The organism is Azoarcus sp. KH32C (genome assembly GCF_000349945.1).
GTDB lineage: Bacteria > Pseudomonadota > Gammaproteobacteria > Burkholderiales > Rhodocyclaceae > Aromatoleum.
Map to the genome: position 1 here is coordinate 2,695,819 of NC_020516.1, position 15,409 is coordinate 2,711,227.

General features: G+C 61.8%; 17 protein-coding genes. All 17 read left to right on the plus strand.

Annotated elements, in window-relative coordinates:
* Nucleotides 1-35: 35 nt before the first annotated feature.
* Genes rpsB through AZKH_RS11835 form a run of 17 tightly spaced genes read left to right on the plus strand, consistent with a single transcriptional unit; the run spans nt 36 to nt 15,408 of the window.
* Nucleotides 36-791 (plus strand): 30S ribosomal protein S2, encoded by a 756-nt coding sequence (rpsB, locus tag AZKH_RS11755; RefSeq protein WP_015435989.1) that lies wholly within the window; start codon nt 36-38, stop codon nt 789-791.
* 52 nt (nt 792-843) lie between these two features.
* Nucleotides 844-1,731, plus strand: a complete 888-nt coding sequence (gene tsf / locus AZKH_RS11760; protein WP_015435990.1) for a translation elongation factor Ts — start codon at nt 844-846, stop codon at nt 1,729-1,731.
* Between the two features lie 10 nt (nt 1,732-1,741).
* Nucleotides 1,742-2,458 (plus strand): UMP kinase, encoded by a 717-nt coding sequence (gene pyrH, locus AZKH_RS11765; protein WP_015435991.1) that lies wholly within the window; start codon nt 1,742-1,744, stop codon nt 2,456-2,458.
* A 10-nt stretch (nt 2,459-2,468) separates the two neighbouring features.
* The gene (frr, locus tag AZKH_RS11770) at nt 2,469-3,026 is read left to right on the plus strand and encodes a ribosome recycling factor (RefSeq protein ID WP_083903165.1); all 558 of its coding nucleotides are present in this window, start codon (nt 2,469-2,471) and stop codon (nt 3,024-3,026) included.
* Between the two features lie 50 nt (nt 3,027-3,076).
* Nucleotides 3,077-3,886 (plus strand): polyprenyl diphosphate synthase, encoded by an 810-nt coding sequence (gene uppS / locus AZKH_RS11775; protein ID WP_041656108.1) that lies wholly within the window; start codon nt 3,077-3,079, stop codon nt 3,884-3,886.
* Nucleotides 3,879-4,703, plus strand: coding sequence for a phosphatidate cytidylyltransferase (locus AZKH_RS11780; RefSeq protein WP_015435994.1), 825 nt, complete (start codon nt 3,879-3,881; stop codon nt 4,701-4,703). The genes uppS and AZKH_RS11780 overlap by 8 nt, the downstream gene beginning before the upstream one ends.
* Before the next feature lie 6 nt (nt 4,704-4,709).
* Nucleotides 4,710-5,909, plus strand: a complete 1,200-nt coding sequence (gene ispC / locus AZKH_RS11785) for a 1-deoxy-D-xylulose-5-phosphate reductoisomerase (RefSeq protein ID WP_015435995.1) — start codon at nt 4,710-4,712, stop codon at nt 5,907-5,909.
* Nucleotides 5,909-7,273, plus strand: coding sequence for an RIP metalloprotease RseP (gene rseP / locus AZKH_RS11790; protein WP_015435996.1), 1,365 nt, complete (start codon nt 5,909-5,911; stop codon nt 7,271-7,273). The genes ispC and rseP overlap by 1 nt, the downstream gene beginning before the upstream one ends.
* A gap of 7 nt (nt 7,274-7,280) precedes the next feature.
* Nucleotides 7,281-9,581 (plus strand): outer membrane protein assembly factor BamA, encoded by a 2,301-nt coding sequence (gene bamA / locus AZKH_RS11795; RefSeq protein WP_015435997.1) that lies wholly within the window; start codon nt 7,281-7,283, stop codon nt 9,579-9,581.
* A 39-nt stretch (nt 9,582-9,620) separates the two neighbouring features.
* Complete coding sequence (locus tag AZKH_RS11800) at nt 9,621-10,124, plus strand: OmpH family outer membrane protein (RefSeq protein ID WP_015435998.1); 504 nt, start codon at nt 9,621-9,623, stop codon at nt 10,122-10,124.
* A 15-nt stretch (nt 10,125-10,139) separates the two neighbouring features.
* On the plus strand, nt 10,140-11,162 hold the full coding sequence (lpxD, locus tag AZKH_RS11805) for a UDP-3-O-(3-hydroxymyristoyl)glucosamine N-acyltransferase (RefSeq protein ID WP_041657227.1): 1,023 nt from the start codon (nt 10,140-10,142) through the stop codon (nt 11,160-11,162).
* A gap of 3 nt (nt 11,163-11,165) precedes the next feature.
* Entirely contained in the window at nt 11,166-11,603 is a 438-nt protein-coding gene (fabZ, locus tag AZKH_RS11810; protein WP_015436000.1) for a 3-hydroxyacyl-ACP dehydratase FabZ, read from the plus strand.
* Nucleotides 11,600-12,370: an acyl-ACP--UDP-N-acetylglucosamine O-acyltransferase gene (gene lpxA, locus AZKH_RS11815; RefSeq protein WP_015436001.1), complete on the plus strand. Its 771-nt coding sequence runs from the start codon at nt 11,600-11,602 to the stop codon at nt 12,368-12,370. The genes fabZ and lpxA overlap by 4 nt, the downstream gene beginning before the upstream one ends.
* Before the next feature lie 18 nt (nt 12,371-12,388).
* Complete coding sequence (gene lpxB, locus AZKH_RS11820) at nt 12,389-13,564, plus strand: lipid-A-disaccharide synthase (protein ID WP_015436002.1); 1,176 nt, start codon at nt 12,389-12,391, stop codon at nt 13,562-13,564.
* On the plus strand, nt 13,537-14,151 hold the full coding sequence (gene rnhB / locus AZKH_RS11825; protein ID WP_015436003.1) for a ribonuclease HII: 615 nt from the start codon (nt 13,537-13,539) through the stop codon (nt 14,149-14,151). The genes lpxB and rnhB overlap by 28 nt, the downstream gene beginning before the upstream one ends.
* Entirely contained in the window at nt 14,148-14,603 is a 456-nt protein-coding gene (locus tag AZKH_RS11830) for a CopD family protein (protein WP_015436004.1), read from the plus strand. Before rnhB ends, AZKH_RS11830 begins: the two co-directional genes overlap by 4 nt.
* A 10-nt stretch (nt 14,604-14,613) precedes the next feature.
* On the plus strand, nt 14,614-15,408 hold the full coding sequence (locus AZKH_RS11835; RefSeq protein ID WP_015436005.1) for an RNA methyltransferase: 795 nt from the start codon (nt 14,614-14,616) through the stop codon (nt 15,406-15,408).
* Nucleotide 15,409 lies beyond the last annotated feature (1 nt).

The window sequence follows — 15,409 nt, forward strand, 5'->3', positions numbered from 1 at the left end:
GGGCGGAGGTTCAACCCTTTGATTTGGAGTAATACATGTCCGTTACGATGCGCCAGATGCTGGAAGCCGGCATCCACTTTGGTCACCAAACCCGCTTCTGGAACCCGCGCATGGCCCCGTACATCTTCGGCCAGCGCAACAAGATCCACATCGTCAACCTCGAGAAGACGCTTGCCAAGTACAACGAGGCAATGGATTACATCCGCAAGCTGTCCGCCAATCGCGGCAACGTCCTGATGGTTGGCACGAAGCGCCAGTCGCGCGAAATCGTCGCCGAAGAAGCGCGCCGCGCCGGTGTCCCCTTCGTTGACGAGCGCTGGCTCGGCGGCATGCTGACCAACTTCAAGACGGTCAAGCAGTCGATCAAGCGCCTGAAGGAAATGGAAGCCATGGTCGAAGACGGTTCGATCGAGCGCCTTTCGAAGAAGGAAGCGCTGATGGCGTCGCGCGAAATGGACAAGCTGCAGAAGAGTATCGGCGGCATCAAGGATATGGGCGGCCTGCCCGATGCGCTGTTCGTGATCGACGTCGGCTATCACAAGATCGCCGTCACCGAAGCCAAGAAGCTCGGTATTCCGGTCATCGCCGTGGTCGATACCAACCACTCGCCCGAAGGCGTGGATTACATCATCCCGGGTAACGACGATTCGTCGCGCGCGATCCGTCTCTACGCTCGTGGCGTTGCTGACGCCGTGCTGGAAGGCCGTGCGCTGGCGCTGCAGGACATCGTTGCTGGCGGCTCCGACGAGTTCGTCGAGGTTGAAGAAGAAGGCGCTGACGATCAGGCCTGAGCCTTCCCGGTTGTCGATGACAACGTATTGAATTCGTAATTCAGGAGTTAGCATGGCGGAAATTACCGCAAGCATGGTCAAGGAACTGCGCGAGAAGACCGACGCGCCCATGATGGAATGCAAGAAGGCGCTGACCGAAGCTGCCGGCGATCTTACGAAAGCTGAAGAGATCCTCCGCGTGAAGCTGGGCAACAAGGCCAGCAAGGCTGCATCGCGAGTGACCGCTGAAGGCATCGTTTCGACCTACCTGTCCGCGGATCGCACGCTCGCCGCGATGGTGGAAGTGAACTGCGAAACCGACTTCGTCGCCAAGAACGACGACTTCATCGCGTTCGCCGCCTCTGTCGCCGAACTCGTCGCGAACAAGAACCCGGCCGACGTGGCCGCGGTCTCCGCGCTCGAGCTGAACGGCCAGTCGGTTGAAGCCGTTCGTACGGCGCTGGTCGGCAAGATCGGCGAGAACATCACCATTCGTCGTTTCACGCGCGTCGAAGCCAAGGGTGCCGTGGCCAACTACATCCACGGCGGCGCCAAGATCGGCGTGCTGGTGGATCTGGTCGGTGGCGACGAAGCGCTGGGCAAGGACATCGCGATGCACGTCGCCGCTGCCAAGCCCAAGGCACTGACCGCCGCAGAGGTTTCGACCGACCTGATCGACACCGAGCGCCGGATTGCGATCGAGAAGGCGCGCGAAGCGGGCAAGCCGGAAGCGATGCTCGAGAAGATCGCGGAAGGCAGCGTGCAGAAGTTCCTGAAGGAAGTCACGCTGCTGAGCCAGCCGTTCGTCAAGGACGACAAGCTCACCATCGAAGCGCTGGCCAAGTCGCGCAACGCTTCGGTCGCCGGCTTCACCCTCTACCTCGTTGGCGAAGGCATCGAGAAGAAGGTGAACGACTTCGCCGCGGAAGTTGCAGCGCAGGCTGCAGCAGCCAAGAAGTAAGAGGTAAGCGATGAGTGTTGCCGCCTATAAGCGCATTATGTTGAAGCTGTCCGGCGAAGCCCTGATGGGTGACGACGCGTACGGAATCAACGAGGACGTCGTCGGTCGCATCGTCGCCGAAATCGCCGAGGTTAAGAGTCTCGGGGTGCAGGTGGGGGTCGTGATCGGGGGCGGCAACATTTTTCGCGGCATGAAAGGCGCCGCATCCGGCATGGATCGTGCAACTGCCGATTACATGGGGATGCTGGCGACCGTCATGAACGCCATGGCGCTCGCCGATGCGTTGCGCCGTGCCGGAGTCGAAGCGCGGGTGCAGTCCGCTCTGCGTATCGATCAGGTGGTGGAGCCCTATATTCGTGGCCGCGCAATACGACATCTTGAAGAGGGCCGTGTTGTAATTTTCGCAGCGGGTACCGGTAACCCGTTCTTTACGACCGACACAGCGGCTGCGCTGCGCGGTTCGGAAATGGCTGCACAAATTGTCCTGAAGGCAACCAAGGTCGACGGCGTTTATACGGCCGACCCAAAGAAGGACCCGGACGCAAAGCGGTACCACCGAATCAGTTTCGACGAGGCAATCGGGCGCAACCTGGAGGTCATGGATACGACCGCGTTCGCCCTGTGTCGGGATCAGAAACTGCCGATCAACGTGTTCTCGATCTTCAAGTCGGGGGCACTCAAGCGTGTCGTGCTTGGCCAGGACGAAGGCACGCTGGTTCATTCCTGAGGACTCGATGATGATTGCCGAACTCAAGAAAGCGACCGAGCAGAAGATGCAGAAGTCGATCGATGTGCTCAAGGCAGACTTGGCCAAGGTCCGTACCGGACGAGCCCACACCGGTCTGCTCGATCATGTGATGGTCGAATACTATGGCAGCATGGTGCCGATCAACCAGGTGGCGAACGTGACGCTGGCGGATTCCCGCACGATCGGCGTTCAGGCGTGGGAGAAGCCCATGCTGGCGAAGATCGAGAAGGCGATTCGCGAAAGCGATCTGGGTCTCAATCCGTCGAACATGGGCGAAATGCTTCGCGTGCCGATGCCGGCGCTGACCGAGGAGCGTCGCCGCGACCTGACGAAGGTTGTCCGCCACGAAGGCGAGACCGCGAAGGTTGCCGTACGGAACCTGCGTCGCGATGCAAACCAGCAGCTCAAGGATGCCGTGAAGGACAAGGCGATCTCCGAAGACGATGAGCGCCGTGCGCAAGACGACATTCAAAAGCTGACCGACAAGTACATCGGTGAGGTCGACAAGCTGCTCGCCCAGAAAGAGCAGGAACTGATGCAGATCTAGATCCCGTCGGGATCGATTTGCATTACCGGACGGCACGCGGGGAGCGCGGAATGGCGAGGTCACCTTTTACCAGTTCTACGCGTGACGTGCCGATCGTTTCGGCAGTGCCGCGCCATATCGCCATCATCATGGATGGCAACGGCCGCTGGGCGCGCAAACGCTTCCTGCCTCGGGTCGCAGGACACGGTCGGGGCGTGGAGGCTCTGCGCACCACGATCCGCGGCTGCATCGAACGCGGAGTGTCCTATCTGACCCTCTTCGCATTCAGTTCCGAGAACTGGCGGCGCCCGGCGGACGAAGTGTCGTTCCTGATGCAGCTATTTATGCGTTCGCTGCAGAAGGAGGTCGATCGACTGCACGAAAACGGAATCCGTTTTCGCGTCATTGGCGACCTTTCCCGCTTCGATCCTGCCTTGGTCGAATTGATCCGCAGGGCGGAAGCGCTGACCGCGGGCAACGAAAGGCTGACGCTGACTGTCGCCGCCAATTACGGCGGTCGCTGGGACATCATGCAGGCGATCAATGGCTTGCTCGCGAAGTTCCCCGATCGCAGGGGCGATTTTACCGAGGACGAATTGAGCGCGGAGCTCGCGTTGAATTATGGTCCCGAACCCGATCTGTTCATTCGTACGGGTGGAGAGCAGCGCATCAGCAACTTCCTTCTCTGGCAGCTGGCCTATTCCGAACTCTATTTCACGGACACCTTGTGGCCGGATTTCGACGATGCGGCGTTGGGCCATGCGATCCAGTCGTACCAGTCGCGCGAGCGCCGTTTCGGAAGAACCAGTGAGCAATTGCGGGAAACGGAAAAGCGCGTGAGCGCTTCGTCGGCTGACGGCGTACCGGAGAATCATGCTTAGAACCCGGGTAATCACCGCTTTTGTCCTGCTGGCCGGTCTGCTGTCCGCCGTTTTCTTTCTGCCGCCGGCGGGCTGGCTCATCCTGGTCGCATTGATTTGCGCGGGAGCCAGCTGGGAATGGGGTGGACTCGCACGGTTTTCGCGTCCTCAGCGGATCACGTTCACCGTCTTGATGGCAGGTGCATGTCTGCTTGTCGGGGGCGCAAGCGGCCTTGCGGATGATCTGCACGAGGCACCGCTTCCGGTTGCGGGCTTCTATCTTGCGGGCGCAGTGTTTTGGCTTTGCGCAGTGCCGTTCTGGCTCAAGCGAAAGTGGCATCTCGGCAGCGTTCCTGGCGCGGCTTCGGTGGGTGCGGTCGTGCTACTGCCCCCCGCGTTGGCGATGGCGCATCTGCGGCTCGTGGACCCGTGGCTTCTCCTCGGTGCGATTGCGGCAGTGTCGGTCGCCGACATCGCCGCCTATTTCACCGGCCGTGCCTTGGGGCGGCACAAGCTGGCGCCGAACATCAGTCCCGGGAAGACATGGGAAGGGGCTGCCGGTGCCGTTGCGGGAGTATGCGTGTTCGGTCTGATCATTGCGCTGACCACCAAGGTCGAGGCCATTCGAGCCATCTCCTTGCCGTTGTTGCTTCCGCTTCTGATTACCTATACCGCGGTCAGCATCCAGGGAGATCTGTTCGAGTCGCTGCTCAAGCGTCAGGCGGGCTTGAAGGACAGCGGGACGATTCTTCCCGGGCACGGCGGGATTCTCGACCGGATCGACAGCCTCACTTCCACGCTTCCGCTGGTCGGCCTCGCGGCTCTCTGGCTCGCATAGTCACAGATGACCGAAACAAGAATTCAACGCGTAGCGGTGCTCGGCGCCACTGGCTCGATCGGGATAAGCACGCTGGATGTCATCGCGCGCCATCCGGACCGGTTTGAGGCGGTGGCACTCACCGCCCATGTCCAAGCCGAACGAATGGCCGAGCTGTGTGCCAAGTTCCGGCCCCGTTTTGCCGTGATGGGCGACGCGATGCGGGCTGCTCAGCTTCGCGAAATGCTGGCCGGCAGCGACGTACGCGCGGAAGTCCTGTTTGGTTCCGATGCACTCGCTGACGTGGCCGCGCACGAGGACGTGGATACGGTAATGGCGGCGATCGTCGGGGCGGCCGGACTGCCGTCCGCCCTGGCGGCAGCACGTGCGGGAAAGCGCGTTCTCCTTGCGAACAAGGAGGCGCTCGTGTTGTCCGGGCGGCTCTTCATGGACGCGGTGTCGGAAAGCGGCGCCGAACTGCTTCCCATCGACAGCGAGCACAACGCTGTCTTCCAGGCGATGCCTGCAAGCTATGTCCGCAACCCGGACAAGTGCGGGATCCGGCGAATTCTGCTGACTGCGTCGGGCGGTCCGTTTCGTGAGCGTTCACTCGAAAGTCTCCGAGATGTCACGCCCGAAGAAGCTTGCGCCCATCCGAACTGGGTGATGGGGCGGAAGATTTCGGTCGATTCCGCGACCATGATGAACAAGGGGCTCGAGGTCATCGAAGCCCATTGGCTGTTCGGAGTGCCGCCGGAGCGGATCGACGTCGTGGTGCATCCGCAGAGCGTCATCCATTCAATGGTGGAGTACGCAGACGGCTCCGTGCTGGCGCAATTGGGAAATCCGGATATGCGTACGCCCATTGCGCATGCCATGGCTTACCCCGATCGCATCGAAGCAGGAGTGCGTTCGCTGGACTTGTTCGAGATCGCGCGTCTGACCTTCGAGCGTCCCGATGTTCGTCGTTTCCCATGTCTCGACCTCGCCTATCAGGCCTTGCGAGCGGGGGGCGCTGCACCGGCCGTCCTGAATGCCGCAAACGAGATCGCGGTCGCGGCGTTTCTTGAGCGACAGCTGCCGTTTCAAGCCATCGCCGATGTCATCGCGGCGACCATGGAACGCGCGCAAGGATTGTCGGTCGATTCGCTGGAGTCGATTCTCGAAACCGATGCACGAGCGAGGCAGCTCGCTCGTGCCGAACTCGCGGCACGCCAAGTTCGCTGATGAACCTGTTTGATTACCTGATCCCCTTCCTTCTGGCCTTAGGGCTGCTCATCCTCGTTCACGAGCTTGGGCACTATCTGATCGCCAGATTGTGCGGTGTGAAGGTCCTGCGGTTTTCGATCGGCTTCGGCCGTCCGCTCATCCGCTGGACGGCCGGCGCAGACCGTACCGAGTGGGTGCTTGCGGCATTTCCGCTGGGCGGCTACGTCAAGATGCTCGACGAGCGGGAGGGGGCGGTGGCTCCAGGCGAGCTTCACCGTGCCTTTAATCGCCAGCACGTGCTGCGCCGCTTCGCGATCGTTGCAGCTGGACCGCTGGCCAACCTCCTGCTCGCGATCGTTCTGTACTGGGGATTGTTCATCGGCGGAACTCAGGAACTCAAACCGCGGCTCGGCGGGGCAGAAGCGTCCAGCATTGCCGCGCAGGCTGGCGTGCGTGAGGGCGATCTCGTGCTCGATGTGGATGATGAGCCGGTCCGTAGCTGGCCCGAGTTGCGCTGGGCCCTGTTGCGACATGCACTCGACGCGCGGGAGGTGAAGCTGCACGTGCGGACCCTGGAGGACGTCGAAGCCTATCGACGCATTGACCTGTCGGGGGTGCAAATCGAAGACGGCGAGCGCGATCTCATTGCGAATCTCGGCTTGAAACTGTGGCGACCGCCGATCGATCCGGTCATCGGAAAGGTGATCGACGGAGCTGCTGGCTCGCGTGCGGGTTTGCTTCCCGGGGACCGGTTCGTGATGCTCGACGGCAAGCCCGTCACCTCATGGGTGGAGGTGGTCGAGCGGGTGCGCGAACATGCCGGCACGTCGCTTCCGGCGGAGATCTCCCGATCAGGGAAAGATTTTTCGGTGACTTTGGTTCCCGATATCACTGAAGAGCAGGGGCGCCGTGTCGGAAAGATCGGGGTTGCGGTGGCGGAACCTCCCGCTGGCGACGACTCGGCCTTCGTGATCGTGCACTATGGTCCGGCAGAAGCCTTCGGCAAGGCGCTGAAACAGACGTGGGAAACGAGCACCTTGAGCCTCAAGATGATCGGCCGCATGCTGACGGGCGAAGTTTCGTGGCGAAATCTTTCGGGGCCCGTCACGATCGCCGATTATGCGGGACAGTCCGCCAAGCTCGGCCTGAGCCATTATCTGAAGTTTGTTGCGCTGATCAGCATCAGCCTCGGCGTGCTGAACCTCCTGCCCATCCCGGTGCTGGATGGCGGGCATTTACTGTATTATGTGATAGAGATTATCAAGGGCGGCCCAATTCCGGAGCGGATCATGGAGGTCGGTCAACAGATCGGCCTGATCTTGCTCGCGATGCTCATGGCGTTCGCCTTCTACAACGACATAAATCGTCTCATTTCCGGCTAAATCCCTGATGAAACAGAAGCTCCTCTCCGGGCTTGTTATGGCCCTGTTTGCCGCCGCCCCGGCTTTCGCGTTCGAGCCGTTCAAGGTCAAGGATATTCGCGTCGAAGGCCTTCAGCGCACCGAGGCCGGCACCGTGTTCAACTATCTTCCGATTCGCGTGGGCGAGACGTTCACGGAAACCCAGGCAGCGGATGCGATTCGCGGCTTGTTCGCCACCGGGTTTTTCAAGGACGTGCGGATCGAGGTCGAAAACGATGTTCTCGTCGTGATCGTCGACGAGCGCCCGGCGATCGCACAGATCGATTTCGTCGGCGTGAAGGAATTCGACAAGGACGCGCTGAAGAAGGGCCTGAAAGAGGTCGGCCTGGCCGAGTCGCGCATCTTCGATCGGGCCTTGCTCGATCGCGCGGAACAGGAACTCAAGCGCCAGTACCTGAGCCGTGGCAAATATGCAGCGGTGATTGAAACGACCGTTACGCCGTTGGAGCGAAACCGTGTCGGGATCAATTTCAAGGTCGATGAAGGCGAAGTCGCCAAGATTCGGCAGATCAGCATCGTTGGGAACAAGACGTTCAAGGAAAAGGAGCTTCTCGACCTGTTCCAGTTGACGACTCCCGGCTGGTTGACCTGGTACACGAAGAACGACCAGTACTCGAGGCAGAAGCTGTCGGCGGACCTCGAGAATCTGCGCTCGTACTACCTGAATCGCGGGTACCTGGATTTCAATATCGATTCCACACAGGTATCGATTACGCCCGACAAGAAGGACATCTACATCACCCTCAGTATCACCGAGGGTGAGCGTTACACGGTTTCGGCGGTGCGCTTTGCCGGTGATCTGGTGCTTCCCGAAGAGGAGTATCGCAAGCTGGTCACGATCCGGCCCGGTGAAATCTTCTCGCGCGAGCGGCTCACCGAGACCACGAAGGCGGTTGCCGATCGCCTCGGCAATGAAGGCTATGCCTTTGCGAACGTCAACGCCTCGCCGGAGGTGGACAAGGACAAGCGCGAAGTCGCTTTTACGATTTTCGTTGATCCGGGCCGTCGCGTGTATGTGCGTCGGATCAACGTCGGCGGAAACACGAAGACGCGTGACGAAGTGGTCCGCCGTGAGATGCGGCAAATGGAAGGCGCCTGGTATGACGCCGAACAGATCAACCGCTCGCGTACCCGGATCGACCGCCTGGGATATTTCGAGGAAGTCAACGTCGAAACGCCTGCGGTACCGGGAACGACCGACCAGGTCGACGTCAATTTCAACGTCAAGGAACGCGCGACGGGCACGCTGTCGGTCGGCGCCGGTTTCTCGAGTTCCGAAAAGATCGTGCTGTCCGCTTCGGTCTCACAGCAGAACCTGTTCGGCACGGGCAACTCGTTGACGCTTGGGCTCAACACCAGCAAGTCGAGCCGCACGTATGCGCTGTCGTTCACCAATCCCTACTACACGATCGACGGGGTGAGCCTGGGTTGGGACCTGTACCACCGTACCTATGACCCGTCGACCTCCCTGTCGGTCGGTCGCTACAAGACGGTTTCGACAGGGGCGGGTCTGCGTTTCGGCTTCCCGATCGGTGAGGATGACTCGATCAACTTCGGTCTCGCGGCAGACCGCACGGTCATCACGACCTTCACGGACAGCCCTCAGCAATATCTGAATTTCTGCGATCCCGCCAAGGACGATTTCAACTGCGATAACGTCACGAGCCTGGTCGCCAGCGCCGGCTGGTCGCGGGACAAGCGCGACAGCGTGATTTATCCGCGTTCCGGCAGCTATCAGAAGGTGCACGCCGAAGTCGCCGTTCCTCCGGGCGCCGTGCAGTACGGCAAGATCAGCTACCAGCACCAGCAGTGGTTCCCGATCGGCCGTGACTACGCGCTGATGCTAAATGCCGACGTGGGTTGGGCAAAGGGATACGGCGACAAGGTGTTGCCGTTCTACAAGAACTTCTACGCGGGCGGTATCGGTTCGGTGCGCGGCTTCGAGCAGAGCTCGATCGGCCCGAAGGATTCTGTGACGCATGACGCGCTGGGTGGCAATCGGCGGATCCTTGGCAACGCGGAATTCTATTTCCCGCTGCCGGGATCGGGCACGGATCGTTCGTTCCGTCTGTCTGCGTTCGTCGATGCCGGTACGGTTTGGGGTGAGACCGAGAAGCTAAAGTTCAGCGACCTGCGCTACAGTACTGGTTTGGCCTTCTCCTGGGGGTCGCCGATCGGGCCGCTCAAGTTCAGCTTGGGTATCCCGCTCAAGAAGGAAGAAGGCGACAAATTGCAAAAATTCCAGTTCCAGCTGGGTTCGGTATTCTGATTGAACGAAACAAGCCCGGTTCCGTTGGAGATACAAGAAGTGAAATTGAAGACCCTGTCGTTTCTCGCAGCTGCTCTGCTGACCATTGCCGCGCCTGCCGCCTTTGCGGAATCCAAGATCGGGTTCGTGAACTCCGACCGCGTGATGCGCGAAGCGGCGCCCGCCGTTCGTGCGCAGCAACGCCTCGAAAAGGAGTTCGAAAAGCGCGATCAGGAATTGCAGCGCATGGGCAAGGAGTTGCAATCGGTGCAGGAAGATCTCGAGCGCAATGGGGTGACGATGGCCGAGTCGGATCGCCGGACGAAGGAACGCTCGTTCAACGACCTCAATCGTGATTTCCAGCGGAAGCAGCGCGAATTCCGCGAAGATCTCAACCAGCGGCGCAACGAGGAACTCGCTTCGGTACTCGACCGTGCGAACCGCACGATCAAGCAGATCGCCGAGGCCGAAAAATACGATGTGATCCTCCAGGAGGCGGTGTACGCCAGCCCGCGGATCGACATCACCGATAAGGTCATCAAGGCGCTCGCCGATACCAAGTAAGGTTTCTGCGACGTGCTGTTTTCGCTGGATGAACTGGTTGCCCGACTGGGTGGTGAAGTCGTGGGTGACCCCGCAACGCGCGTCGGGCGCGTCGCAACGCTCGATCAGGCCGAAGCCGGGGACTTGGCATTCCTCGCCAACCCCAAGTACCAGTCGCGGCTGAAGGATTGCCGGGCGTCGGCGGTCATTGTTGCGCCAGTAGCGCGAGACCTGACCGATCGTCCTCGGATCGTCACCGCCGATCCCTACATCTATTTCGCGCGCGTCGCGCAGCTCTTCAATCCCGGCGAAGTCGCGGTGCCGGGTGTGCACAGCGGCGCGTCGGTCGAGTCTCCGATTCCCGCTTCCGTCTCCGTCGCTGCAGGCGTGGCGATCGGGCCTGACGTGAGCATCGGCGAGGGCGTGGTCATCGGCCCGGGTTGCAGCGTCGGCAGGGGAGCGAAGATCGGAGCCGGCACGCGGCTGTACGGGAACGTCACGATCTATCACGAGTGCGTGATAGGCGACGACTGCATCGTCCACTCGGGCGCGGTGATCGGCGCAGACGGGTTCGGCTTCGCCCGCGAGCGCGACGGCAACTGGGTCAAGATTCCGCAAGTGGGACGGGTGGTGATCGGAGACCGTGTCGAGGTCGGCGCCAATACGACCATCGACCGCGGTGCGCTGGACGACACCGTGATTGCCGACGGAGTGAAGCTGGACAATCAGATCCAGATCGCCCACAACGTCCGCATCGGAGAAAATACCGCGATTGCGGGCTGCGTCGGGGTTGCCGGAAGTACCACGATCGGCGCGCGTTGCATGATTGGCGGACAGGCCGGGATCATCGGACATCTGCGGATCGCTGACGACGTGGTCGTGTCGTCGGGTACGCTCGTCACGAAGTCGATCACCCGCCCGGGCGTCTATACGGCGAACTTGCCCTTGCAGGGGCATGCGGACTGGGTGCGGAATTTTGCGCATCTTCGCCATCTGGATGCGCTCGTCGATAGAATACGCGCCCTAGAACAACGTCTCGAAGAACGAAAGCAAGAGTAATCCATGGATATCAACGAAATTCTCCAGTACCTGCCGCATCGCTATCCCTTCCTTCTGGTGGATCGGGTGCTTGAACTGGAGGAAGGCAAGCGCATCTTGGCGCTCAAGAACGTCACGATGAACGAGCCGTTCTTTCCGGGACATTTCCCGCACCATCCGGTGATGCCCGGGGTGCTGATCGTTGAGGCGATGGCACAGGCTGCAGCGCTATTGTCCTTTAAAACCATGGGCATCAAGCCGGACGAGAACTCGGTGGTCTATTTCGCCGGGATCGACAACGTGCGCTTCAAGCGGCCGGTGGTGCCTGGCGATCAGTTGATGTTCGATGTCGAGATCACGCACGGCAAGCGCAACATTTACAAGTACAAGGGCGTTGCGCGCGTCGGCGGCGAGGTGGCTGCGGAAGCGGAACTGATGTGCGCGCTGAAGACCCTGTCATGATCCATCCGACCGCCATCGTCCATCCCGGCGCCAAGCTGGGAGCCAACGTGAGCGTCGGTCCGTACACGGTCATCGGCGAACATGTCGAGATCGGTGATAACACCCGCGTCGGGCCGCACGTGGTGATCGAAGGGCGCACCCGGATCGGACGCGACAACGAGATCTTCCAGTTTTGCTCGATCGGTGCCGCGCCTCAGGACAAGAAGTACGACGACGAGCCGACGCGGCTCGAGATCGGCGATCGCAACACGATCCGCGAGTTCTGCTCGTTCAACGTCGGCACCAGCCAGGATGCCGGGGTCACGCGCGTCGGTAACGACAACTGGATCATGGCGTACGTGCATTTTGCGCACGATTGCCACGTGGGTAACAACACGATCTTCGCGAACAATGCGACGCTCGCCGGCCACGTTCATGTCGGCGACTGGGCGATCCTGGGCGGATTCACCGGTGTGCACCAGTTCGTACGGGTTGGCGCGCACAGTTTCTGCGGCGTCGGCACGGTGCTGCTGCAGGATCTGCCTCCGTTCGTGACGGTCGCCGGAAATCCTGCCAAACCGCATGGCATCAACAGCGAAGGCATGCGGCGGCGAGGGTTCTCGGCGGAAGCGATCGCGGCGGTCAAGCGCGCGTACCGGGCACTTTACCGGTCGGGTTTGAGCCTCGACGAGGCGCGTGCACGAGTGACCGAAATCGCGGCGGAGCAATCGGAAGTCACGCCATTCAACGAATTCATTTCGGCATCGGGACGCGGGATCGTTCGTTGACCGTGCGCGCGTGAATCGATGGCGATCCGGATTGCAATGGTTGCGGGCGAGGCGTCGGGAGACCTGCTCGCCAGCCACCTGATTCGCGCCTTGAAGCAACGGGTGCCCGACATCGAGTTCTTCGGTATCGGGGGCCCCAAGATGCAGGCGGAGGGCTTCAATGCCGAGTGGGCTTGCGAGCGGCTGGCCGTTCACGGCTATGTGGACGCGCTGAAGCGCTATCGCGAGCTGTCGGGAATCCGTCGCAGCCTGCTGCGGCAGATTCGCCGTGAGCGGCCGGATGCGTTCATCGGCGTCGATGCGCCGGACTTCAACCTGTGGCTCGAAGGCCAGGTGCGGTCGGCGGGGATCCCTGCGATCCATTTCGTCAGCCCGTCAATTTGGGCGTGGCGGGGCGGACGTATCCGGAAGATTGCACGCTCGGTGTCTCGCATGCTGTGCCTGTTTCCGTTCGAACCCGCGCTTTATGAACGTGCCGGGGTGCCGGTGGATTACGTCGGGCATCCGCTCGCGGATGTGTTCCCCTTGCACCCGGATCGCGATGCGGCGCGCGAAATGCTGGGGATACCGCCGGAATCGCGTGTCGTCGCGCTGCTGCCCGGCAGCCGGCAATCGGAAGTGCGAAATCTCGCTCCGGTGTATCTGCAGGCAGCGCGCATCCTGCATGAACGTCACCCCGACGTGTCGTTCGTCGTGCCGCTGGCAACGCGGGAGACTCGTGAACTGTTCGTCGAGGCCTTGAAGGGTTTCCCTGGCAAGGAGTTGCCGGTGCGGATGCTCTTCGGTCATGCCGTCGAGGCGATGACGGCCGCGGACGTGGTGCTGGTCGCGAGCGGGACGGCGAGCCTTGAGGCGGCATTGCTGAAGCGGCCGATGGTGATCTGCTACCGGATGGGGAAGTGGCAGTATCGACTCATGAAACGCATGGCCTATCTGCCTTGGGTGGGCTTGCCTAACGTTCTGTGTAACGAGACCGTGGTCCCGGAACTGCTGCAGGACGCAGCGACGCCGGAAGCGCTCTCGGATGCGCTCGAGAAGTGGCTTGTCGACCCCGAGGGGTGTCGAAGGCTGGAAGAGCGGTTCTCTGCGATGCACCTGACGCTGCGCCAGAACACTGCCGAGAAGGCGGCTGCGGCGATTCTTCCCTACCTGAGCCGGAGTTCCGAATGGAAGCCGTCCCACCAACCGGCTTGATCTGCGGCGTCGATGAGGCAGGGCGGGGCCCCTTGGCGGGCTCGGTCGTGGCAGCCGCGGTGATTCTCGATCCGGCACGGCCGATCGAGGGTCTGAACGATTCCAAGAAGCTTACCGAGCGTGCGCGCGACCGTTTGGCCGAGTTGATACGTGAGCGGGCGTTGGCGTGGGCGGTCGCGGAAGCGACGGTCGCCGAGATCGACCGCCTCAACATCCTGCACGCGACGATGCTTGCGATGCAACGAGCCGTGGCCGGCTTGTCGCATCGCCCGGACCTTGTACGAATCGATGGCAATCGCTGTCCCGTGCTGGATGTTCCGTCGGAAGCGGTGGTCAAGGGGGATGCAACCGTGCCCGCCATCGCCGCGGCTTCGATTCTTGCGAAGACGGTGCGGGACGCGCAGATGGTCGAACTCGATGTCATCTATCCGGCGTACGGATTCGCGCGCCACAAGGGCTACCCTACAGCGGAACATCTTGCCGCACTGCGTCTCCATGGGGTGGCAGACTGCTACCGTCGTAGCTTCGCGCCGGTACGCGATCTGGTCGCGAATCCGGAACTTTGGCCCGCCGGGACGCTGCTATGACGATTCATCATTTGCTGCTCTTCCTGCATCTGGCCGGGGTCGTCACGTGGGTCGGGGGGATGCTCTTCGCGTATGCGTGCCTGCGACCGGCGGCGTCGACGCTCGCGCCGCCGCAGCGCCTGGTGCTGTGGGTGGGCGTGTTGTCGCGTTTCTTCCGCCTGGTATGGGGCTCCGTCGCGCTAATCGGAATCAGCGGCGGGACGATGCTGGTGCGTGTGGGCTTCGGGCACGCACCGACGGCCTGGCATGTGATGCTTCTTACCGGCACGGTGATGATCGCGGTCTTCATGTATATCTGGTTCCGCCCGTGGCCGCAGCTGCGTAGTGCGGTGGCGCGGGAAGATTGGGCCGCCGCGGCCGTCGCGATGAACGGTATTCGGCAGCGGGTCGGTTTCAACCTTGCCATCGGAATCGTCACGATCGGGATCGCGACGCTGGGGCTGGGCGTCTGAGGCTCGTCTCTTGAAGCACATCACATCCCGCGACAATCCGACAGTCAAACGCCTGCACGGCTTGGCGCACTCGTCGCGCGATCGCCGAAGCCACGGCCAAACGCTTCTCGACGGCCCGCATCTCGTTCAGGCGGCGTTGGACGCGCGCTTCCCGCTGCGAGAGCTGGTGGTGAGCGATCAGGGCCTCGAGCGTGATGAAATTTCCGGTCTGCTTGAGCAGTGTGGGGGAACGCCCGTGCTGCATCTGACCGATTCGCTGTTTGCGCACGTGAGTCCGGTCGATGCGCCGTCCGGCTTGATGGCGGTCGTCGATCTTCCCGACGCGGCCGGCCACGGCGCAGCGTTCGACGCCTCCTTGCTGCTACTCGACACCATTCAGGATGCGGGCAATCTGGGGACGATCCTGAGAACGGCCGCCGCAGCGGGGATTCCGGATGTATTGATGACTCCCGGATGTGCGCATGCGTGGTCGCCCCGGGTGCTGCGCGCGGGAATGGGCGGCCACTTCTGTCTTCGCATCCATGAGGGCGTCGATCCGGTTGCTGCGCTGAAGGACTACCGGGGCGCGGTTCTCGCGACAGGCTTGGGCAAGGGGGCGCGGGATCTGTACGATTGCGACCTTCGCGGACCGGTAGCGTGGTTGTTCGGTTCGGAAGGCGCAGGCCTTTCGCCGGAGGTTGCCGCTTTGGCCCGGGGCATGGTGATCATCCCGATGCCGGGAGCGGTCGAATCGCTCAATGTCGGCGCGGCAGCGGCGATCTGCCTATTCGAGCAGGTGCGGCAGCGGCGTGCGGCTCGGCGCTGAT

Coding starts and splice junctions, on each gene's coding strand:
- rpsB (WP_015435989.1), top strand. CDS start 36: ATGTCCGTTACGATGCGCCAGATGCTGGAAGCCGGCATCCACTTTGGT.
- tsf (WP_015435990.1), top strand. CDS start 844: ATGGCGGAAATTACCGCAAGCATGGTCAAGGAACTGCGCGAGAAGACC.
- pyrH (WP_015435991.1), top strand. CDS start 1,742: ATGAGTGTTGCCGCCTATAAGCGCATTATGTTGAAGCTGTCCGGCGAA.
- frr (WP_083903165.1), top strand. CDS start 2,469: ATGATTGCCGAACTCAAGAAAGCGACCGAGCAGAAGATGCAGAAGTCG.
- uppS (WP_041656108.1), top strand. CDS start 3,077: ATGGCGAGGTCACCTTTTACCAGTTCTACGCGTGACGTGCCGATCGTT.
- AZKH_RS11780 (WP_015435994.1), top strand. CDS start 3,879: ATGCTTAGAACCCGGGTAATCACCGCTTTTGTCCTGCTGGCCGGTCTG.
- ispC (WP_015435995.1), top strand. CDS start 4,710: ATGACCGAAACAAGAATTCAACGCGTAGCGGTGCTCGGCGCCACTGGC.
- rseP (WP_015435996.1), top strand. CDS start 5,909: ATGAACCTGTTTGATTACCTGATCCCCTTCCTTCTGGCCTTAGGGCTG.
- bamA (WP_015435997.1), top strand. CDS start 7,281: ATGAAACAGAAGCTCCTCTCCGGGCTTGTTATGGCCCTGTTTGCCGCC.
- fabZ (WP_015436000.1), top strand. CDS start 11,166: ATGGATATCAACGAAATTCTCCAGTACCTGCCGCATCGCTATCCCTTC.
- lpxA (WP_015436001.1), top strand. CDS start 11,600: ATGATCCATCCGACCGCCATCGTCCATCCCGGCGCCAAGCTGGGAGCC.
- lpxB (WP_015436002.1), top strand. CDS start 12,389: ATGGCGATCCGGATTGCAATGGTTGCGGGCGAGGCGTCGGGAGACCTG.
- rnhB (WP_015436003.1), top strand. CDS start 13,537: ATGGAAGCCGTCCCACCAACCGGCTTGATCTGCGGCGTCGATGAGGCA.
- AZKH_RS11830 (WP_015436004.1), top strand. CDS start 14,148: ATGACGATTCATCATTTGCTGCTCTTCCTGCATCTGGCCGGGGTCGTC.